The sequence below is a fragment of the Novosphingobium sp. ST904 genome, from assembly GCF_001298105.1.
Lineage (GTDB): Bacteria > Pseudomonadota > Alphaproteobacteria > Sphingomonadales > Sphingomonadaceae > Novosphingobium.
Genome location: NZ_LGJH01000164.1, coordinates 49768 through 71295, shown reverse-complemented (window position 1 = coordinate 71295; position 21528 = coordinate 49768). Strand labels below are relative to the sequence as shown.

Genomic DNA, 21528 nt, shown 5'->3' with positions numbered 1-21528 from the left:
CTGTACGTATAAACACGATATTAACCATTAGTTGTCAGTTCTCTCCGGGCAACAACGGGGATTGCCATGCGCATTGATGCCAGGAACCTGCTGGACCGACTGGGCCGCAACGAGTTCGCCTACAAGGAATTCGAGGATCGTTTCACCGACCTTGAGCTCTGGCCCATTCTCGAAGCGCTGCTGCGTGATCCGCGCCTCCAGACGCTCGACCAGACGGTGCCCGAAACCCCCGCGGTCGAAACCGCCGAGGCCGGGATCGAGCTGGCCGCCGAGCCGCTCAAGAATCTTTTCAGCCGCTACGAACAGACCGCTTCACCATCGATTGCAAAAGCAGTTGTTGAAGAACCCGTTCGCGATGTACGAGCAATGCTGCGCCATCTGTCGGACCTTGGCGCCCGGGGGGAAATCTGATGCCGATGATCGTCTGCCACGGTCCCAAGGGGGGCGCCGGGAATACTTTCGTGGCCGCGCACCTGGCGATGGGCCTTTCCGCCCAGGGTGCTGAAGTCACGGTGCTGACGCTGGCCCCGCGCGATTCGATGCCGCTGCACTTCGGCCTCTCGCCCGCAACCTCTCTGCCCGCCCTCACCGCGCCGGCTGACGAAGCCGTTCTCGTCGGCGGGATCAACCTGCGCAGCTGGCGCCGGGCTTCCGAAGACCTGGACTTCGTGCCGATGCTGGGCGATCTCGGATATCTCCAGCCCGGCAAGGACCGCGTACTGGTGGTGGACGTGCCCTCGGGCGATACCCGCGTGGCGCGCCGGCTGATCGAACATGCCTGCGCCCATGTCTGCACGATCAATGCCCAGCCCGATACGCTGGCGATGCTGCCGCAGGTCTTCGGGGAAGCCGGCGTCGAAGGTCTTGCCCGCACCGCCTTCGTCATCAACGCCCTCGACGAGACGCGCCGCCTCGGCCGCCACGGCGCGGCGTTCATCCGCGAACTGGCCGGACCGCGGCTGATCGGCCGCATCCGCCTCGACGAAGCGGTGCCGGAAGCCATGGCCATGCTGCAGCCGCTGAGCCGTTATGCCCCCGCCAGCGTCGCGCTCACCGATGCCCAGCAGATCGCCGAAGCCGTGACGCCCTCGCTCGAATCGACTTCGCGCGCATGGATCGCCCCTGCCGAGAGCCGCGCCGCATGATCCAGAAGCTCGTTTCGCACCGCGCCATACCTTACCTTGCGATCCTGCCGATCGCGCTGATCGCCGCCATGGTGATCGGCGTACCGCTCGACAACAACGCGCAATGGGTGTTCGCGGGCGTCACGATCTTCGGGACCCTGATCCTCAAGCGCTGGCCCGGCCGCAAGGGCTCGCTGGCGCTCGGCCTGCTCGCGGTGCTGATGTCCACGCGTTACATGTTCTGGCGCACGACGCAGACGCTGGCCTTCGGCACCTTGCCCGAATTCCTGTTCGGCACCGGCCTCTACCTCGCCGAACTCTACGCCTGGGTGATCCTGATCCTCGGCTTCATCCAGACGAGCTGGCCGCTTGACCGGCCAGTCATCGAACCGAAGGGCGAACCCGAGACCTGGCCCACGGTCGACATCTACATTCCGACCTACAACGAAAGCCTCGACATCGTGCGCAACACGGTGTTCGCGGCGATGGATCTCGACTATCCGGTCGACCGGTACCGCATCTTCATCCTCGACGATGGAAAGCGCGCGGAATTCCGCGCTTTCGCCAAGGAAGCGGGATGCGGCTACCTCACCCGCGACAACAACCTGCACGCCAAGGCGGGCAACCTCAACGCGGCCATGAAGAAGACCGACGGCGAACTGATCGCCATCTTCGACTGCGACCACGTTCCCACTCGCGCCTTCCTCCAGCTCACCGTCGGCTGGTTCCAGACCGACCCCCGCCTCGCCCTGCTGCAGACGCCGCACCACATGTATTCGCCCGATCCGGTGCAGCGTAACCTCGCCTCCACCATGGGCGACATGCCCGGCGAGGGCGACCTGTTCTACGGCCCGGTGCAGGGCGGCAACGACTTGTGGAACGCCACCTTCTTCTGCGGTTCCTGCGCGATCATCCGCCGCGAGGCGCTGGAGGAAACCAACGGTTTCGCGGGCGAAACGGTTACCGAAGACGCCCATACCGCGCTCAAGCTCCAGCGCACCGGATGGAACACCGCCTATATCAGCGCGCGCCTGTCCGCCGGGCTTGCCACCGAGCGCCTCGTCCTTCACGTCGGCCAGCGCATCCGCTGGGCGCGCGGCATGACGCAGATCCTGCGCATCGACTGCCCCCTGCTCGGCCGCGGCCTGACCTGGCAGCAGCGCCTCTGCTACCTGAACGCGATGCTGCACTTCCAGTACCCGCTGCCGCGCATCGCCTTCCTGACCAGCCCGCTCGCCTATCTGATCTTCGGCCAGAACATCATCCAGGCCTCGGCCTCGCTCATCTTCGCCTATGCGATGCCGCACCTGTTCTGCTCCTCCGTGGCGAACGAGCGCACGCAAGGCGGCGATCGCCGGCCGTTCTGGGGCGAAGTCTACGAAACCATTCTCGCCTTCCATCTCGTCAAGCCGACGCTGATGACCTGGATCCAGCCGCGCAAGGGCAAGTTCAACGTGACCGACAAGGGCTCCCTGCTGGACAAGACCTATTTCGACTGGGCGATCGTGCGGCCGCACCTGATCTGCATCGGCCTGCTCGTGGGCGGCATCCTGCTGGCCGTCGTGAAATGGGCGTTCTTCCCTTACATGTTCAACATCCAGACCGATACGCTGGTCCTGAACTGCGCCTGGGCGACCTTCAGCCTCATCATCCTGCTGGCCGCCGTCTCGGTGGCGCGCGAAACCCGGCAGGCCCGCCAGGACATCCGCATCCCGGTTCCCCTGCCGGTGACCGCCTATCTCGATTCCGGTCACGTCCTTTCGGCCACCACGATCGACATCTCGATGGGCGGCGCTGCCCTTGCGCTGCCGGCAGAGCTGCCGTTCGCGACGTGAATGTCAGCCATATCACTCTGGCGATGGGCGACGAAGTGCTGTCGATCCCAGTGGAGACCGTGCGTTCCAATGGCAGCAATGCCTACGTTCGCTTCGAAAAGCTGGACATGCTGGCCGGACGCCACCTCGTGCGCGCGGTCATGGGCCGCGCAGACGCCTGGCAGCCCACCGGCCCTCATGCCCAGGTCAGCGGCCTGCGATCTCTGGCTGACATCATCCTTGTCGACATGGTAACGATCAAGCGCATGTTGCGTCTCAATTTTTCCGAACGTCGGGCCATGGCCGCGATCGCCGCCCGCACCCCTCCCGCGCCAGCCGAAAAGCCAGCGAAGAAGGAAGCGAAGAACCGTTCGCTCGTCCCGCTCGCCAAGGCGGCGGCAGTGGCAGGCGCGCTGGCGCTCGGCGTGGCGACGATCGTGCTGGGCAGCAGGGAAGTCCACGCGGCTCCCGTCGCCAATGCCGCAGTCACAGCCGCTCCCGTGTCCGGCGCGGATGCCGTCGACGCGCCCCGGGGCGGCATCGGCGAACGCCTTACGCTCAAGGACATGCGAATCACCCGTCCGATTCGCCTGCTCGGCACGCAGGGTGAAATCGGCATCCCCTTCGGCATGCGTCAGGACCGCATCGTCACCTCGGCGGTCCTGACCCTGCAGATGGCCTGGTCGCCGATGATGCTCGACGACATGACTCACCTCGTGGTGATCGTGAACGGGGAAGTCGTGCAGACCCTGCCGCTCACCCGCGCCGATTCCGGTGGTCAGGTACTGCGCATTCCGGTCAACGCGGCGCTTCTGCTGCCAGGCGACAACCAGCTGAACCTGCGCCTCGTCGGCCATTATGCCCGGGACTGCGAAGATCCGTTCAACTCGGTGCTCTGGGCCAATATCAGCAACACCCGCTCGTGGCTCGATCTCGAGTACCAGCCGCTGACGTTCCAGCCGGACCTGTCGCGCCTGCCTCTGCCCTTCTTCGACAAGGGCCAGAACGTGCCGCTGCGCATGCCCTTCGTATTCGCCGGGCAGCCGCACAAGGGTGAACTGGAAGCGGCGGCGGCAACCGCCTCTTGGCTCGGTTCGCTGGCCTCCTATCGCGGGTTCTCGTTCAAGCCGGTCTTCGGCGCGCTGCCCAGGGGCAATGCCGTGGTCTTCCTCAAGGCCGGCCAGTCTATCCCCGGCCTCGACATCGCCGCCCCCACCGGCCCCACCGCGATGGCCTTGCGCAACCCCGCCGATCCCAACGGAACCCTGCTCGTCCTGACAGGCCGCAACGACGCCGACCTGCGCGTGGCGGCAGGCGCCGTGGCGCTCGGACGCGGCGTGTTCGGCGGCCAGCGCATGTCCTTCGACGGCGTGCGTATCCCCGCCTGGCCGCGCTACGGCGCCCTGCGCTGGATTTCGACGGACAAGCCGGTGCAACTCGGCAAGATCATGCCCGCCTATGCGCTTCAGGGCATGGGCTTCCGCCCCGGCGCGCTGAGTGCCAGCTTCCGCGTCGCGCCCGACCTGTTCTTCTGGCCCCGCGAAGGCGGCCGCCTGAACCTGGGCTATCGCTATCCGGTGGCCCAGTGGCTGGACCAGCGGGCCTCGCGCCTCGATGTTTCGCTGAACGGCCAGTACCTCAAGACGCTGCCGCTCAGCTCCACCTGGTGGGGCAACCTGTTCGGTTCTTCCGGTGCGAAGAACAGGATTCCACCGCCACGGTCGTGCTGCCGCGCTATAACCTGTTCGGCCAGAACGAGCTGACGCTCGACTACAACCTGATCATCGCCGACAAGAAGAAGTGCACCGGCACCCTTCCCGAGAACGTGCGCACCTCGATCGACCCCACCAGCACGATCGACCTGACCTCGGCCTACCACGCCATCATGATGCCCGACCTTGCGACGTTCGCAGGCGCCGGCTTCCCCTTCACGGCGGCGCCGGACCTTGCCGAGACGACCGTCCTGATGGCGGCGAACCCGTCGTCCGCCTCGGTCGAGGCCTTCCTGAACCTGATGGGCCGCTTCGGCGATTCCACCGGCGTTCCGGTCACCGGCATCACCGTGACATCCTCGGTCGATCCGGGCGATCTGCAGGACCAGGACGTGCTCGTGGTCGGCGGCGTCGAACTCGCCTCTGCCGGCTCGCTCTTCGAGAAGTCGCCGGTGCGCTACGTGAACGGCCACCTCGAAGTCACCGAACGTTCGCCGCTCCAGTATGCCACCTCGTTCTTCGGCGGCACCGAGCACGACGATCCGATGGCCGCCGCGCCGCTGGTCTACAACGCACGCGGGTTCTCCGGCATCGTCAGCTTCCGTTCGCCGTTCTCCTCGGACCGCACCGTCGTTGCCCTGATGGCCGACAATGCCGCTGCCCTGCCCGCGCTCGTGGACGGCATGTCGGACGTGAAGATCAACGCCGCCATCCAGGGCGACCTCGCGGTCACCAAGGGCGACGGGATGACAAGCTTCGCCATCGGCGACCGCTACTGGGTCGGCTCGCTGCCGGTCTGGATGAAGCTCGCTTACTGGTTCAGCCAGCGTCCGATGCTGATGGGCCTGTTCTCGCTCCTGCTCGCGGCGATCCTCGCCGGTCCGACCTACCTGTACTTCCGTCGCCAGGCGCAGCGCCGCCTCGGCAACCAGGACGAAACCGCATGACTTCCGCGATGACGACCCGCCTACGCCTCATCGGGCTCGCCCTGCTCTTGTCCACGGCGACGACGGGTATCTCCCACGCACAGGCGGCGGGCGTCGATGCGCTGCTGCAGCAGGCGAAGTACTGGCGCTCGAAGGGCCGCGAAGACCTTGCCCAGCAGGCCCTGCGCCGCGCCAAGGCGCTTGATCCCGGCAGTGCGGCGGTGTCTCAGGCGATGAACGCCGCCCCTGCCCCGGCGCCCAGGCCGGCTCCCAAGCCTGCGGCCAGAACCGCCACGGCAACAAAGCCCGCGCCCGTGCGCTCCCAGGCTCCCGCACAGAGCCAGCCCGCGCGGGTCGCGGCCGCACCGGCGCGCAGTGCTCCGGCGCCCACCACTTCCGCAAATCGCGCCGGTCAGGCCCGCGTCGCCGGTTTCGACGCGCTGGAAGACGGCAACCTTGCATCCGCCGCCAACCAGTTCCAGCGCGCCCTGTCCGTCAATTCGCGCGATCCCGACGCGCTGGGCGGCCTCGGCCTCGTTCGCCTGCGCGAAAGCCAGTTCGCCGAGGCCGCAAACCTGCTCGAACAGGCATCGCGCTACGGCAAGGCAAGCCAGTGGGCCGAAGGGCTTTCCTCCGCCCGCTTCTTCGCCGGCATGGCCGATGCCCGCAACTTCGTGGCCCAGGGCCGTCTTGCCGATGCGCAATCCGTCGCCGAGGGACTGATCCGCTCGGGCTACAAGGAACCGGCACCCGCTCTCGAACTGCTGGCGGACGTTTACGAGAAGCAGGGCCGCTACGCCGATGCCGCCGACCTCTACCGGCAGGCCAGCCAGGGCGGCGGCTCGGACGACAGGCGTCTCCAGATGCGTGCCGCCCGCGGCCGCGCACTTGCCGCTGCCGCGAACGGCGATGACATGGGCGCCACCCGCGAATTCCAGAACGGCCTCGTGCTCGACCCGGAAGATCCGTGGATCCGCTACGAATTCGCCGAATTCCAGATCAAGCGCGGCCGCATTCCCGAAGCGGAATCGCTGCTCCGCTCGCTGGTCAACAAGGGTCAGCCGGACGCGCTTTACGCCGCGGCCCTCATCAATGCCGACCTCGGCCGCTCGACCGAGGCCGCCCGCCTGATCGACATGATCCCCGAAACGCAGCGCACCGCGCCGATGCGCAGCTTCGCGATCGGCGTGAAAACAGACAGCGCGATCGCCCGCGCCAAGGCGATGGCCGCGCAGGGCCAGCAGGCACAGGCCCTCGCCTCGCTGCGCCAGCTTGGCGCGATGAACGCTGTCCCGGTCGGCAAGCAGGCAGCGATCGCCAATGCGCTCTACGATCTGGGCGATGCGCAAGGCGCAGCCTCGGTCGCGGAAAACGCGATGCAGGGGCAGGTCTCCGGCATCGACGATTACGAGGGGCTCATCGGCGTACTCGCCCGCGTCGGCCGTGACGATCTGGCGCAGCAGGCCCTGCAACGCGCGAGCACGCTGGCCGGCAGCTCGGCCGAAGGGCAGCAGGCCTATGGCCGGATGAACGCCGCGCTGCTGGTCAGCCAGGCCGACCGTTCCCGTCAGGCCGGCCGCTTCGCCGAAGCATTCGATGTCCTGCAAAGCGCCTACAGCGCAGCGCCGGACAACATGGAAGTCCTCGCCGGGCTCGCCCGCCTTTACCAGAGCGGCCAAATGCCCGCCCGCGCCGCGCAGACCTGGCAGCTCGTCCTGGCCCGTAAGCCGGGCGACAAGGAAGCGCTGCTGGGCCTCGCCGACACGGCGCAGGCGGCCGGTGACGGCGATCTTTCGCGGCGCGCCCAGAACGACGTGCTCCGCGCCTTCCCGCAGGACTACCAGGTTCGCCTCTCGCTCGCCAATGTCGAGCGTGCCCGCGGGAACGACCGCGCCGCCATGAGCATGCTCAAGGACGCGCGCAATCTCTATGCCCGCAGTCAGGGCGGAACCTCGATCGACGGCCTGGCCGGCGGCAATCCGTTCGCGGCGATGACCCCGGCCGGCGGTTCCAATCCCTTCCGGGACAGGGCGCCGATCGCACCCCAGCAGGTCAATCCCTTCGCTCTCGGCGGCGGCACCCGCCTTCCCGCGGCCCAGACCGGCTACGGCGCTGCCGGAGCGCTTGCCGCTTACGGCGCACCTGCTGCCTACGGCGCTTCAACCGGTTACGCCGCCGCTCCAAGCTATGGCAGCGCGCCAGGCTACGGCAGCACGGCGAACTACGGCAGCGCTGCCATGGCCGCGCCCTCGGCGCCCTACCCCGTCACCGGCGGTTACGGCGATGCCGGGATGGACGCGCCCACCACGACCTATTCCGCCGATCCGGTCATGGCGCAGATCCAGTCCCAGATCGCCTCGCTGGCGCAGGATTCCGGCCCCCGCGTCGATGTGGAGACCGGTTATCGCCAGCGTTCGGGTGAAAAGGGCCTGAGCCAGCTCGATGAGATCAAGGGTTCGGCCCGTTTCTCCACCGACGCACCCGGCGGCCGCTTCTACGCCAAGGCGGAAGCCTCCGTCATCGATGCCGGAACCCCCAACCGCTCGGGACAGGCCCGTTTCGGCCGGAACGCCACGATCGAGGCCCAGGCCATTGTCGACGAAGTGCCCTCGGTCTTCCCGACGACCGAAACGCAGAATGCCTCCGGCGTGGCCTTTTCGGCCGGTTACGAGAGCGACAGCGTCCAGGTCGAGGGCGGCACCACGCCGGTTGGCATGGGCAAGACCAAGCCGACCTTCCGCGCGGCGGTCTCCCCGAAAGTCGGCGAGGCGCTTCGCCTGACCGCCTTTGCAGAGCACAAGCCGGTGACGGACAGCATCGTCTCCTACGCCGGCACCCGCGATCCGGTCACGGGAGAGCGCTGGGGTCAGGTCATGCGCACGGCAGGCGGCGCGGGCATGTCCTACGACCATGAGGGCAGCGGTGTTTACGCAGAGGGCCGCTATTACCGCTTCCGCGGCACCAATGTCGCCCGCAACGACGGTTTCGAGGCGAATGTCGGCGGCTATCTGCGCGCCTATCGCGGCCAGCACTCGGCGCTCACCGTCGGCCTCAACGTGAATTACCAGGGCTACGACAAGAGCCAGAACTACTTCACGTTCGGACACGGCGGCTATTTCAGCCCGCAGACCTTCATCAGCGTCGGCTTCCCGGTGAACTACACCATGGAAGACGACCGGATCGACTGCGCGCCTCGTTCACGCCCGGTTTCCAGAGCTACAGCCAGGATCAGACGGCGCTCTACCCGCTCGATCCCACGCTTCAGGCCCAGCTTGACGCGCTCAAGGCCGAAAACAACGACGTGCGTTCGTATTATGACAGCATCAGCAAGACCGGCTTCGCGCTGTCGAGCGATGTTTCGCTGTACTACAAGATCAGTCCGACGACCCGCATCGGCGGCGAGGCGAGTTACAATACCTTCGGATCTTATGACGAGTTCCGGAGCTTATTGGGCGTGAGACAGAATTTCGGGAGCACCGGCCGATGAAATTGCAGGCATTTCCCTCGCCCAAGCAGGAGGGCGAACAGATCGGCGCCGGCGGCCTCGCGCTGTTCGCCGCGATGGCTGCGGCCGAAGTGTGCGAAGGCGCGCCCACCGCTCAGGCACGCGGGTTCTTCGCCGCGATCGGCAGGCGCATGGCCGTGCTCGAACCGCTCGAAGGCGTCAGCGACGCAGCCGTGCTCTGCGCCCGCATCAACGGCTTCTGGCAGGATCTCGGCTGGGGCGAGGTCGAACTCGCCGTGGGGGACGATGCGATCGTGGTCCATCATCGCAACCTGCCCAAATCGATCACCCCCGATCCGCAAGGCCATTGGGGCACGATGATGCTCGGACTGCTCGAAGCGCCTACGACGGATGGTTCCGGGTCCTGGGCAGCGGCCCCGCCCTGCACACGACGGCCCGCTGGCAGGGTGACGTCGTCGAACTCCGGCACGGCCGCTGAACGGTAGGGAACCGCACGTCATGAGCATTCTCGGCTCCGGCCACGCGATCGACCGCCGCAACTTCACTCTGGGGCTCATGCTGGCGATGACGGCTGCCTGCAACACCGATGCGCAAAGCCGCTCTCCAGCCCACGATGCGAACTGGCGCAGCTATCGCGACATGTACATGAGGCCGGAAGGCCGGATCGTGGATACCGGCAACAACGGCGTCAGCCACAGCGAAGGCCAGAGCTACGGCCTCCTGCTCGCCTACAAGGCCGGCGACGCCGAAGCCTTCGAGAAGATCGCGAGCTGGACCCAGTCCTACCTCTCGCGCACCGACGTGGCGCTCCATGCCTGGCGCTACGATCCCAATTCGCCCAACCCCGTGGCGGACCAGAACAACGCCACCGATGGCGACCTCGTGATCGCCTGGGCGCTCGGCATGGCCGGACAGCGCTGGAACCGCGGCGACTACAGCGCGCGCGCCGCGCAGATTCGCGCCGCCATCCGCAGCCGCTGCGTGATCGAGCGCCACAACCGCCGCCTGCTCCTGCCGGGCCTGCAAGGTTTCGTGAACGGCACCGAAGTGACGCTTAACCCGTCCTACTTCGTCTGGCCCGCGCTCGACGCTTTCGCCAAGCTCGATGGACAGTCCGTCTGGGGGCCGGTGATTACCGACAGTGAGGCCATCACCCGCCTCTCCCGTTTCGGAACCCACCGCCTGCCGTCCGACTGGATCGTGGTCAGCGCGCCCGATCAGGTCGCCCCCGCCCGGGACAAGCCGCCGCGCTTCGGTTACGACGCGATCCGCGTGCCGCTCTATGCCGCGCTGGGCGGCAGGCAGGCGCTGGTGCCCGATATCGCGGCATACTGGCGCGCGTGCCTGGCGGCGAACAAGCCGATCCCGGCGTGGGTGGACGTGGTCACCGGGGAAGAGGCGAACTACGCGCTCTCGGCCGGCGGAGCAGCGGTAGCCGGGCGCCTGCTCGGCACGGCGCAGCCTTCGCAACTCGTGAACGACTACTTCGCCGCCTCGCTGCAAATGCTGGCACGCTACTGACAGATGTCGGGCGTTCTCCGGTGGAGGGCGTTTGACGTATAGGACAGGCAGATTTCGTCCCAAATCTTCGTTTTTAGTCGCAAATTGTCGCACTTGCGAAAACCCGGCTTGCGGGCGGCAACAATTGGCTGAATAGCAGCGCCGATGCGATTTCAGACGGTGCGCGACTTGAAAATCACGAGTTCTTCCCTTGCGGCAGGCCCCCTGCTGCGTCAGACCGGTCTGGTTCTGGCATCCGTTGTCTTTCTCGCTGCCTGTTCGGGCGGAGAGAAGAAGGATGACAAGCGCCCAGCCGCGCAAGTCGGCTATATCGTGGCCCAGCCTTCCGCCGTGCCGCTCGCCGTCACGCTCAGCGGTCGCACCGTCGCTTTCGAAACCAGCGAAGTCCGCCCACAGGTCACCGGGGTCATCGTAAAGCGCCTCTTTACCGAGGGGAGCATGGTGCGCGCGGGACAGCCGCTCTACCAGATCGACCCGAGCCTCTACCGCGCCGCCGTGAACCAGGCTCAGGCGGACCTTTCCAGCGCCCGCGCCACCGCCGAAGCCGCTTCGGCCAAGGCCAACCGGTACAAGCCGCTTGCCGACATGGAAGCGGTTGCCCGGCAGGACTACATCGACGCGCTCGCCACCGCACGCTCGGCCAGGGCCTCGATCGCGCAGAACGCCGCCACGCTCGATACGGCGAGGATCAACTTGCGCTTCACCACCGTGCCCGCGCCGATCAGCGGCCGCATCGGCCGCTCGCTCTCGACCGTGGGCGCGCTTGCCAGCGCCAGCCAGACCGATCCGCTGGCGGTGATCCAGCGCATGGACCCGATCTACGTGGACATGCAGCAATCCGCCGCGGACATCACGGCCCTGCGCCGCAAGCTCGCCGCGGGCGGGGTCAATCCCGGCAGCACCCAGGTTCACCTGAAGTTCGACGACGGCACGCAATATGCCTCGGCGGGCACCGTCCAGTTCTCCGAAGTCACCGTGGACCAGGACACCGGCACCGTAACCCTGCGCGCCAGCTTCCCCAACCCGGACGGTCTGCTGCTGCCGGGCATGTTCGTTTCGGCCGTGTTCGACCAGGCGACCGATCCGAGCGCCTACCTGGTGCCGCAGAACGCTGTCCAGCGGGACTTCGACGGTTCGGCCTATGTCATGGTCGTAGGCGCGGACAACAAGGCCGCACGCCGCAAGGTCAGCGCCGATCGCACGCAAGGCACGAACACCGTCGTGACGTCCGGCCTCCAGAAGGGCGACAAGGTCATCGTCCAGGGCCTGAACGGACTGAAGCAGGGTGCCGATATCCAGCCGGTAGCGGCGTCGAGCCCGCAGAAGGTCGTCCCCTCGTCAGGCAAGGCCGGCGAAGGCCAGTCTTCCGGCAAGGGTCGCTGAGCCTCCCATGTCACGCATCTTCATCGACCGGCCGATCTTCGCCTGGGTTCTCGCCATCATCGTCATGCTGGCGGGTCTTGGCGCGCTGGCCTTCCTGCCGAACGAGCAGTACCCGGACATCGCGCCCACGCAGGTCAATATCCGCGCCACCTACAACGGCGCCTCGGCCGAGACGATCGAGAACAGCGTCACCCAGATCATCGAGCAGCAACTGACCGGAATCGACGGCCTGCTCTACTTCAGTTCGCAATCCTCCAACCGCGGCCAGGCGACGATCAGCGCCGTCTTCGCCAAGGGCACCGACCCGGACATTGCGCAGGTCCAGGTACAGAACAAGGTGCAGTCCGCGCTGTCCCGCCTCCCGCAGGCGGTGCAGAGCCAGGGCGTCACGGTCACCAAGTCCAACCCCGACCAGCTCCTGCTCGTTGCCGTCTATGACGAGACCGACGGCCGTTCGAACCAGGACGTTTCGGACTACCTCACCTCGAACATCCAGGACCCGCTCTCGCGCATCGAAGGCGTGGGCGACGTCAACGTGTTCGGCGCGCCGCACGCCATGCGCATCTGGCTCGATCCCACCAAGCTCGCCGCCGTCGGGCTCATGCCCAGCGACGTGACTTCGGCGATCACCGCGCAGAACACCGAAGTCGCCGCCGGCGAGATCGGCGGCCTGCCCGCGCCGCAGGACCAGGCAATCGACGCCATCGTCACCGCCGGTTCGCGCCTGCAGACGGCCGAGCAGTTCCGCAACATCGTGCTCAAGACCAATAGCGACGGTTCGGCGGTAACCATCGGCGATGTCGCCCGCGTGGAAATCGGCGCCGAGAACTACAGCTCGATCAGCCGGATCAACGGCCACCCCGGCGCCGGCATCTCGATCTCGCTTTCGCCCGGCGCCGACGCGCTGGCGACCGCCGAACTGGTGAAGGCGGCCATGAGCGAGCTGGCGCAGGGCATGCCGGACGGCCTCGGCTATACTTACGGCAACGATTCCACCTCGTTCATCAAGCTCTCGGTCGCCGAAGTCGAGAAGGCGCTGTTCGAAGCGATCGTGCTCGTCGTCATCGTGATGTTCGTGTTCCTGCAAAGCTGGCGCGCCACGCTGATCCCCGCGATCGCGGTTCCGGTCGTCCTCCTCGGCACCTTCGCGGTGTTCTATGTCGCGGGATTCTCGATCAACACGCTGACCCTGTTCGGGCTCGTGCTCGCGATCGGGCTTCTGGTCGATGACGCGATTGTCGTCGTCGAGAACGTCGAGCGGCTGCTCGAGGAAAATCCGGGGATGTCGCCGCGCGAGGCGACCATCAAGTCGATGGAGGAAATCCAGGTCGCACTGGTCGCCATCGCCCTCGTGCTGTCGGCGGTTTTCCTGCCCATGGCGTTCTTCGGCGGATCGACCGGCGTGATCTACCGCTAGTTCTCGCTGACGATCGTGGTTGCCATGGTGCTTTCCGTGCTCGTTGCGCTGATCCTGAGCCCGGCCCTGACCGCCACGCTGCTCAAGGCGAAGTCGCACGAGGAAGCCGGCCCCAACTGGATCGAGCGTAACCTGCCCTGGCTGGCAAGGCTGTGGGAACGCTTCCACACCGGCTTCAACCGGGGCTTCGAGCGCATGACCAATGCCTATGCGCACCGGGTGGAGCGCGTCGTCGAGCACAAGTGGCGCTGGCTTGCCCTGTTCCTGATCGCCTGCGTCGCCACTTTCATGCTGTTCCAGCGCCTGCCCACCGGCTTCCTGCCTAACGAGGACCAGGGCACGATCATGGTGCAGTGGCGCCTTCCCGCCGGCTCGCCGCGCACGCGCACGGAAGAAGTCCAGCGACAGGTCGAGAACTATTTCAAGACTTATGAGAAGGCCAATGTCGCCAGCATGTTCACGCTCTCGGGCGGCGGACAGGGCGCGGCGGGGCAGAACACCGGCCAGGCCTTCGTCACGCTGGTCGACTGGGAGGAGCGGCCCGGTTCCAAGAACACGGCCGATGCCATCGTCCAGCGGGCCAACGGCGCATTCCGCAACTTGCGCGACGCGCAGGTCTTCACGCTGGTTCCGGGCGCGATCCGCGGGCTGGGGTCGTCCTCCGGCTTCACCATGGAATTCCAGAACCGCAGCGGCATGAGCCGCACCGAATTCCAGAAGGCGCGTGACGAGCTTCTCGCCAAGGCCACCGCCGACGATCGCCTGACGAACGTGCGCCTGAGCGATCTTCCCGACGTTGCAACGCTGAAGATCAACTCCAACACCCGCGCGCTCACGACTTACGGCCTCACCGCCGCCAATGCCAACTCCACGCTGCAGACGGCGTGGGGCGGCACTTACGTCAACGACTTCATCGACAAGGGCCGCGTGAAGCGCGTCTACGTTCAGGGCGACGCCCAGTTCCGCTCGCGCCCGGAGGATCTTTCCAACTGGTTCGTGCGCGGCACGAGCGGCCAGATGGTGCCCTTCTCGGCTTTCTCGACGATCAGCTGGTCCACCGCGCCCAGCACGTCCTCGCGCTTCAACGGTCTCCAGGCCTATGAATTCTCGGGCAGCCCCTCGGCAGGCGTGAGTTCCGGCACCGCGATGGACGTGATGGAGGAACTCGCCAGCCAGGTGCCCGGCACCGCCGTGGCCTGGGCCGGTTCCTCCTATCAGGAGCGGCTGTCCTCGGGCCAGGCACCGCTGCTCTACGCGCTTTCGCTGCTGGTGGTGTTCCTGTGCCTTGCCGCGCTTTACGAAAGCTGGTCGATCCCGATCGCGGTCATCCTCGTCATTCCGCTCGGCCTGCTGGGCGCGATCCTCGCGGTGACGCTGCGCGGGCTTGAGAATGACGTCTATCTCCAGATCGGCCTGCTGACGACGATGGGCCTCGCCGCGAAGAACGCCATCCTGATGATCGAATTCGCCGAACAGGCCGAACGTCAGGGCAAGCGCGTGATCGAAGCCGCGCTCGAAGCCGCGCGCATCCGCCTGCGTCCGATCCTGATGACGAGCTTCGCGTTCATCTTCGGCGTGGTTCCGCTGGCCGTCGCAAGCGGTGCCGGCGCCAACAGCCGCATCGCCATCGGCACCGCCGTGGTCGGCGGGATGCTGACCGCCACGCTGCTTGCCATCTTCTTCATCCCGCTGTTCTTCGTCCTCGTGCGCCGCGGCGTGCGCGACGGCATTGCCGCCGTCCGCCAGCACCTCCAGCAGCGCCGCGAACGCAAGGGAGACACTGCATGAACCGCCGACTTCGCGCCCTGAAGCTGGCGGCTTGCGCCCTGCCCGCCATGGCCCTCGGCGCCTGTTCGATGGCGCGAAATACGTGGCGCCAACCCCGCCGGTCCCGGTTTCGTGGCCTGTGGGCGATGCCTATCTCTCGCAGAGCGAGGCCGCGCTGCCGCTGGTTTCCTATTCGGAGATCTTCCGCGACCGCCGCCTGCAGTCGCTCGTCGAACAGGCACTGATCAACAACCGCGACTTGCGCGTCGCCGCCGCGAACGTTGCCGCCGCCCGTGCTCAGGTTCGCGTCACCCGCGCCAACCAGTTCCCGGCGATCGGACTGTCGGGTTCCGCAGCCCGCACCGAGGCAGGCGGCGGTTCCTCGGGCGACGGTTCGAACTATTCCCTGCAAGGCGGCATTTCTAGCTTCGAGCTGGACCTGTTCGGCAAGCTCGCCAATGCCACGCAGGCCCAGCGCGACACGGCCCTGTCCACCGAAGCCGCGGCCCGCACCGTCCGCCTTGGCCTTGTCGCCGACCTCGCACAGGCCTGGGCCAACTATGCCGCCGACCGTGACCTGCTCCAGATCGCGCAGGCCACTGCGGCCAATGCCGAGCGCGGCGTCGCACTCACCGGTGCCCGCCTCAAGGGCGGCGTCGCCCCGCGCACGGACCTGCGGCAAGCGGAACAGGTGCTCGAAACCGCGCGCGGCGATGTCGCCTCGCAGACGACCGCCCTCGCGCAGGACGTGAACGCGATCCGCCTGCTTGTCGGCGCCGATTTCGACGAGAGCCTGCTTCCCGGCAACATCGGCGAAGTGAACCAGTCGCTGGCGGTCCTCCCCGCCGGCACCAGTTCGCAAGTTCTCCTGCGCCGCCCCGACGTGGTGGAAGCCGAATATTCGCTGCGCGCCGCCAATGCCGATATCGGCGTGGCCCGTGCCGAGCTGTTCCCCTCGATCTCGCTGACCGGCCTGCTCGGCTTCGCCAGCGACGCCCTGTCATCGCTGTTCGACAAGGGCGCCTTCGCCGCCACCGGCACGGCATCCGCCACCTGGTCGATCTTCAACGCCGGCGGCCGGACCGCCAACGTCGAAGTCGCCAAGGCGCAGCGCGACGCGGCCCTGGCAACTTACGAGAAGGCCATCCAGACGGCGTTCAGCGAAGTGGCCGATGCGCTGGCCGATCAAGGCACGCTGGCCGAGCGTGTACGCGCGGCCTCCAGCTACACCGAAGCCGCCGCCGATACCGCGCGACTGACCGAGGCCACCTACAGGCAGGGCATCGCCAGTTCGCTCGATAACCTCGATGCGCAGCGCAGTCTCTATACCGCACGGCAGCAGGAAATCGCGGTGCGACTGGCGTTCGCAAGCAACCGGATCACGCTCTACCGCGTGCTCGGCGGAGATCAGGCCACGCCGGTTCAGGACCGATAGGAACGGCAGGCAGGGGTTCGCCCTGCCCGTCGATTCCGTCTAGCTGTAGATCGGCAATATCTGCGGCAGGTCCGCGGTTGTCCGTATCCCCGCAGGGGCCGCGCAAACCGCCGGGATGGCGTTCACCGGCCGGTGTGCGGTCAGCCCCGGCGTATAGGCCGCATAGTCCTCTTCGGAGACCGGGAAGGTGATGTCGACCTTGACCGGCGTGTCGCCCTCGGTCGTGATCCTCCAGCCGGATTCCCGCAAGTCCCACGCATCGTCGATATCGGTGGTCACGTACCAGTTGGCCCGGAACCGCATGACCGGACGCCCCCCGCTCTTGCAGGTGATGGTCGTGCGCATGGCGCCCACCGTCCCCGCCGGTACGGTCCCGGCCGCGATCGTCAGGTCCTGCCGCGTGGGCGAGAGTTCGCCGACCGCCTCGATCTCGTCGACCTCCAACCCGACAGCATCGGCGATCTGCGAGAGCGAACTGCCGAAATCGCCCTTGAGGTGTTCGGCCCGCCGCTGGTCGAAGGGGGCCATCGGGGCGGCGAAACCCATGACCTGGAACAGCATTTCCGGTGAATTGCGGCTCGACACGTCGGCATATTCGTCGATCGTAAGAAGCCCGTGCGAACGCTGGAGCGACATCAGCGGAATGGCCAGCGCCTCCGTCACGAATCCGGGGCTGGAGCCGGTGCTGTAGATCGAGGCATTGCCCGCCCCGCAGGCCGCTTCAACCCGCGCCCGCAGTTCCGGGTCCATCCGGGCGGGATTGTGGAAGTCTCCGCGCGTGGTGACGACGTTCTTTCCCGAAGCCAGCAACGCACAGATATCGTCCCAGTCCGTGCCCTGCTGCATGTAGAGCACGCAGTCCGCATCCAGCGCCACGAGTTCGTCGCGCGAATGCGTCGCCCTGATGCCGGTCGGCGGCATTCCGCACAGTTCGCCCGCATCCTTGCCGACTTTGCCGGGAGAGCTGACCCAGAGGCCGACGAGTTCCATCCGCGGATGTTCGATCACGGTTCGCATCGCGCGGCTGCCCACGTTGCCCGTCGCCCACTGGATCACCCGCCAGGTCTTGTCGTGCTCCACCCCGGCCTGTCCGGCCCCGACCTGCGCCATCGATCTTCTCCCGTTGTCTTGTCCCGCGAGCAGGCCAGCGCCCCGTCCGCTCCGCAATCCCCGGATGGGAACAAGGCATGCTCCCCGTTCAGGGCGCCATCCAGCTCACCGTATCCTGTCGGGGGTCCAGCGAATCCGCCTTCCAGCGCACCGATCCGAACGGCCTTTCAAGACGTCTGCGGACACGGCTGGCATCGTGGGCGCGATGGTAGGAATCCGCTTCGGCCTGGATTTCGGAATCGGCCTGGGTGAAGCGGTCGCGCAGTCGCAGGTAATCGCCCCAGGTCGGGCAATGATAGCGTTCGGTCCAGAGCGCCGGATTCGCGATATCGCGCGCCAGCGACCAGTCGAACCCGCCGTTGCGTTTGCGCATCGACTGCATCTTCATCATGACCGCGTAGAAATCCCGCGCGCGCTCCGGATCGACGTCGTACTCGACCTCGATCACGACCGGCCCGGAACGCATGGTCAGCGCCATGCCCACGGCGGGCTCGTGGCCAAGCGGCACTTCCGAGATGTCCGCTTCCTGGTCCCTGCCGATCGGCAGGATCAGGCCCAGCAGCGCCGTGCGCCCACCGCGATCCCCGAGGCGATCAGGGCGAAGGCCACGTCATGCGCGGCCGCCACCATCCCCCAGGCCCAGGCGCCAAGCCCGATCCCGGCGGTGATCGCGGAGGAAAACAACGAAAGTGCCCGCGCGGTCACCCAGCGCGGTGCGGAAAGCTGCACGGTCACGTTGAGCATGGCGATGGTCAGGATGTTGCACGCCCCCACGATCAGGAACGCCCCGCAGGTCAGCACGATCTCGTTGCTGAACCCGATGGTGACAAGCGCAAGGCCCGTGCCGACTGCAAATATCCGCACCGCCAGTTCGGTGGAGATCGTCTCCCGGATCTTGCTGACGAACAGCGCGCCCGCCACCGCCCCAACGCCTTGCGCGCCGAGCAGGATGCCGAACGTGGAAGCGTCGCCGCGCAGCAGGTCACGCGCGATCAGCGGGGCCAGCGCCGAAGCGGTCGCGGTGCTGAGACCGAACACCAGCACGCGCACCAGCGCCGTGCGGATCGCGGGGGCATGAAGCGCATAGCGCGCGCCGCCGACGATGGCCCGGTCCATCCGCTCAGGCGGCAGACGCGAAGGGACGTGCTTTCGCCGCCACAGGAAGAAGGCGACGAGCAGCGGCAGGTAGAGCAGCGAGGTCATGCCGAACACGGCCTTCGCCCCGTAGAGCACGACGATCAGCCCGCCGAGCGCCGGTCCGAAACTGCGCGCGACGTTATAGCTGATCGTGCCCAGCGCCACCGCCGCCGGGAGATGCTGGCGCGAGACCTGTTCGGGGATCGATGCCTGCCAGGACGGGGAATAGAGCGCCACTCCTCCGCCTATCAGCGCACAGAACGCCAGCAGCAGCCACGGCGTGACAAGGCCTAGGAAGGCGATCACCGCCAGCACCGCGGCGCAGAGGGCACTGAAGGTCAGGCCGGTCATGGCGATGCGGCGACGGTCGAACATGTCGGCGATGGCACCGGCCGGAAGCGTCACCAGCACCAGCGGCAGCATCATCGCCGACTGCACCAGCGCCACCATGCTCGGCGAATTGCTGAGCCGCGTCATCTCCCACGCCGCGCCGACGCCGAGGAACAGCTGCCCGAAATTCGAGAACAGGCTGGCGGTCCAGATCCGCCGGAACGTCGGTTCGCGCAAGGGTGCGAATGCCCGCCGGAATTCTCGTCGCCCTCCATGCCCTCCCTTTCATATTGCCATCTGCTGCGATCTTGTCGCGGCTGCGGCGATCGTCAAGCAGGCGCGCGCAATAGACCTGCGGATTGACCCCGGCCCCGCCGCCGCGATATACTTTCACGTGAAAGCAATCGCCAAGGCGATAGGAAACGGACCTCCAATTGCAATTCCCCGAAGGCACCAGCATGACCGCCGGCAAAAGGCGCCGCGCGCGCCGAGACCGGGAATTCGAGGAGACGAGACCGTGACCGAAGCCTATATCATCGACGCCGTGCGTACGCCCCGAGGCATCGGCAAGATGGGCAAGGGCGCCCTTTCGAAGATGCATCCCGAGCATCTTTCCGCCACGGTCCTCGCCGCGCTCAAGGACCGCAACGGGTTCGATACCGCCGATGTCGACGACGTGATCTGGGGCGTGTCGGCAGCGATCGGCCTTCAGGGCGGCGACATCGGCCGCATGGCCGCGCTCGACGCCGGATACGATTTCCGGGCTGGCGGCGTCACGCTCAACCGCTTCTGCGGCTCCAGCATCACCGCCACCAACCTCGCCTCGGCGATGATCATGTCCGGCATGTCCGACCTGATGGTGGCAGGCGGGATGGACATGCTGTCCTACGCCAACGCACACGGCATGAAGATGCGCGAAGCCGGCGTCGGCAGCGCCGGCATGGGCGCCGGCAATCCCCGCCTCCAGGCCAAGCACCCGCAGACCAACCAGGGCATCGCGGCCGATGCGATCGCCGCCATGGAAGGCATCAGCCGCGCGGAACTCGAAGCCTTCGGCGTCGAAAGCCAGCGCCGCGCCGCCGCCGCGATCGCGGAAGGCCGTTTCGACAAGTCCACGATCGTCGTGAAGGACGACGAGGGCAACATCATCCTCGACCATGAGGAATACCCCCGCCCCGACACGACGGCCGAAGGCCTTGCCCAGCTCAAGCCCGCCTTCGAGATGTTCTACAACATGCCCTCGGCACCCGGCGGCAAGACCTATGTCGAACTGATAAATCAGGTCTATCCCGACCTCGAGGTCAAGCCGATCCACCACGTCGGCATCTCCTCCGGCGTTGTCGACGGTGCTTCGGCGATCCTTCTCGCCTCGAAGGACTATGCGCAAAAGCATGGCCTGAAGCCGCGTGCCCGCATCGTCGCCATGGCGGAAATCGGCGATTGTCCGACCCTGATGCTCAACGGCCCGGTACCGGCTGCGAAAAAGGTTCTCGCCAAGGCAGGTCTCACCAAGGACCAGATCGACGTATGGGAAGTGAACGAGGCTTTCGCCGTCGTCGTCGAGAAACTGATCCGCGACCTTGACCTTGACCGTGCGAAGGTCAATCCGAACGGCGGCTCGATCGCGCTCGGCCATCCCATCGCGGGAACCGGCGCAATCCTCATCGGCACCGCGCTCGACGAGCTCGAACGGACCGGTGGGCGCTACGGCCTCATCACCATGTGTGCGGCCGGCGGCATGGCGCCGGCCATCATCATCGAACGCGTCTGAAAGCGTCAGGCAAGGAGCATTGAGTGGCAACCGAGGCGGAAGAAAAGTTGACCGGCAAACTGGGCGAGGCCCTGAACGACCGCGACATCAGCACCCGGCGGCAGGTGGGGCTGCGCATGACGGTGATCTCCCGCCTCCAGCGCAACAATTTCGATCGCAAGGTGACGACGCTGAACGTCACCCGCTCGCAATGGGCGATGATCGCGGTGGTTTCGCGCTATCCCGGCTCCACCCAGCGGACCATCGCGGAATACCTGGAGATGTCGGAAGCCTCGGCCGGGCGCCTGATCGACCGGCTCTGCGCCGAAGGACTGCTGGAACGCCGGGACCGCGTGGACGACCGCCGCGCGCGCGCGGTGTACCTCACCGATGAAGCCCGCCCCTTGCTCGACCAGCTCGGCGAGATCGCGAACGAAAGCGAGGAACGCATGTTCCACGGCTTTTCCGACGCCGAGGTGGAGCAACTGCGCGACTATATGAACCGCATCTACGACAACGTCAGCCGGGGATGACAACAGGGGCGCTTCCGCCCCTTTCTCTCATCCCGGATACGATACGAAAAAGGGCGGCACCGAGGTGCCGCCCTTTTTCTGTTTGAAGCCCCGAAAGGCCTGC

General features: G+C 66.7%; 11 protein-coding genes and 4 pseudogenes. 12 read left to right on the top strand and 3 right to left on the bottom strand.

From position 1 onward, the window contains the following. Positions 1 to 66: 66 nt before the first annotated feature. The 10 genes and pseudogenes from ADT71_RS25665 (at position 67) to ADT71_RS25625 (ending at position 16565) form a co-directional block, all read left to right on the top strand. Complete coding sequence (locus ADT71_RS25665) at positions 67 to 411, top strand: hypothetical protein (protein ID WP_054441491.1); 345 nt, start codon at positions 67 to 69, stop codon at positions 409 to 411. Further along, positions 411 to 1145: a cellulose synthase operon protein YhjQ/BcsQ gene (locus ADT71_RS25660; RefSeq protein WP_054441489.1), complete on the top strand. Its 735-nt coding sequence runs from the start codon at positions 411 to 413 to the stop codon at positions 1143 to 1145. The genes ADT71_RS25665 and ADT71_RS25660 overlap by 1 nt, the downstream gene beginning before the upstream one ends. Continuing rightward, positions 1142 to 5597, top strand: a pseudogene (bcsA, locus tag ADT71_RS25655) (UDP-forming cellulose synthase catalytic subunit). Before ADT71_RS25660 ends, bcsA begins: the two are co-directional and overlap by 4 nt. Further along, positions 5594 to 8695: pseudogene (locus ADT71_RS25650) on the top strand (cellulose synthase subunit BcsC-related outer membrane protein); the annotation flags it as partial. The pseudogenes bcsA and ADT71_RS25650, both read left to right, overlap by 4 nt. 65 nt (positions 8696 to 8760) lie before the next feature. Then, a complete protein-coding gene (locus ADT71_RS35205) occupies positions 8761 to 9063 on the top strand; it encodes a cellulose synthase subunit BcsC-related outer membrane protein (protein WP_255351698.1) in 303 nt (100 codons plus the stop codon). Then, positions 9060 to 9527, top strand: coding sequence for a hypothetical protein (locus tag ADT71_RS25645; RefSeq protein ID WP_231636196.1), 468 nt, complete (start codon positions 9060 to 9062; stop codon positions 9525 to 9527). Before ADT71_RS35205 ends, ADT71_RS25645 begins: the two co-directional genes overlap by 4 nt. Before the next feature lie 13 nt (positions 9528 to 9540). Then, the gene (locus ADT71_RS25640; protein WP_054441487.1) at positions 9541 to 10563 is read left to right on the top strand and encodes a glycosyl hydrolase family 8; all 1023 of its coding nucleotides are present in this window, start codon (positions 9541 to 9543) and stop codon (positions 10561 to 10563) included. Positions 10564 to 10731: 168 nt separating this feature from the next. Then, positions 10732 to 11946 (top strand): efflux RND transporter periplasmic adaptor subunit, encoded by a 1215-nt coding sequence (locus ADT71_RS25635; protein WP_243692603.1) that lies wholly within the window; start codon positions 10732 to 10734, stop codon positions 11944 to 11946. Positions 11947 to 11953: 7 nt separating this feature from the next. Further along, positions 11954 to 15151, top strand: a pseudogene (locus ADT71_RS25630) (multidrug efflux RND transporter permease subunit). Further along, positions 15148 to 16565 (top strand): annotated as a pseudogene (locus ADT71_RS25625) (efflux transporter outer membrane subunit). The pseudogenes ADT71_RS25630 and ADT71_RS25625 overlap by 4 nt, the downstream one beginning before the upstream one ends. Positions 16566 to 16604: 39 nt before the next feature. Here ADT71_RS25625 and ADT71_RS25620 read toward each other — a convergent pair. The 3 genes from ADT71_RS25620 to ADT71_RS25615 form a co-directional block, all read right to left on the bottom strand. After that, entirely contained in the window at positions 16605 to 17675 is a 1071-nt protein-coding gene (locus tag ADT71_RS25620; protein WP_054441485.1) for a dihydrodipicolinate reductase, read from the bottom strand. A gap of 88 nt (positions 17676 to 17763) precedes the next feature. Beyond that, positions 17764 to 18183 (bottom strand): MFS transporter, encoded by a 420-nt coding sequence (locus ADT71_RS35200; protein ID WP_255351696.1) that lies wholly within the window; start codon positions 18181 to 18183, stop codon positions 17764 to 17766. A 41-nt stretch (positions 18184 to 18224) separates the two neighbouring features. Then, entirely contained in the window at positions 18225 to 19379 is a 1155-nt protein-coding gene (locus tag ADT71_RS25615; RefSeq protein ID WP_255351695.1) for an MFS transporter, read from the bottom strand. 280 nt (positions 19380 to 19659) lie between these two features. Between ADT71_RS25615 and ADT71_RS25610 the strand changes: the two genes are divergently transcribed. Together ADT71_RS25610 and ADT71_RS25605 are read left to right on the top strand one after the other, a co-directional pair. Continuing rightward, entirely contained in the window at positions 19660 to 20913 is a 1254-nt protein-coding gene (locus tag ADT71_RS25610) for an acetyl-CoA C-acetyltransferase (protein ID WP_054441483.1), read from the top strand. A 23-nt stretch (positions 20914 to 20936) separates the two neighbouring features. Then, positions 20937 to 21425: a MarR family winged helix-turn-helix transcriptional regulator gene (locus ADT71_RS25605; RefSeq protein ID WP_054441481.1), complete on the top strand. Its 489-nt coding sequence runs from the start codon at positions 20937 to 20939 to the stop codon at positions 21423 to 21425. Positions 21426 to 21528 lie beyond the last annotated feature (103 nt).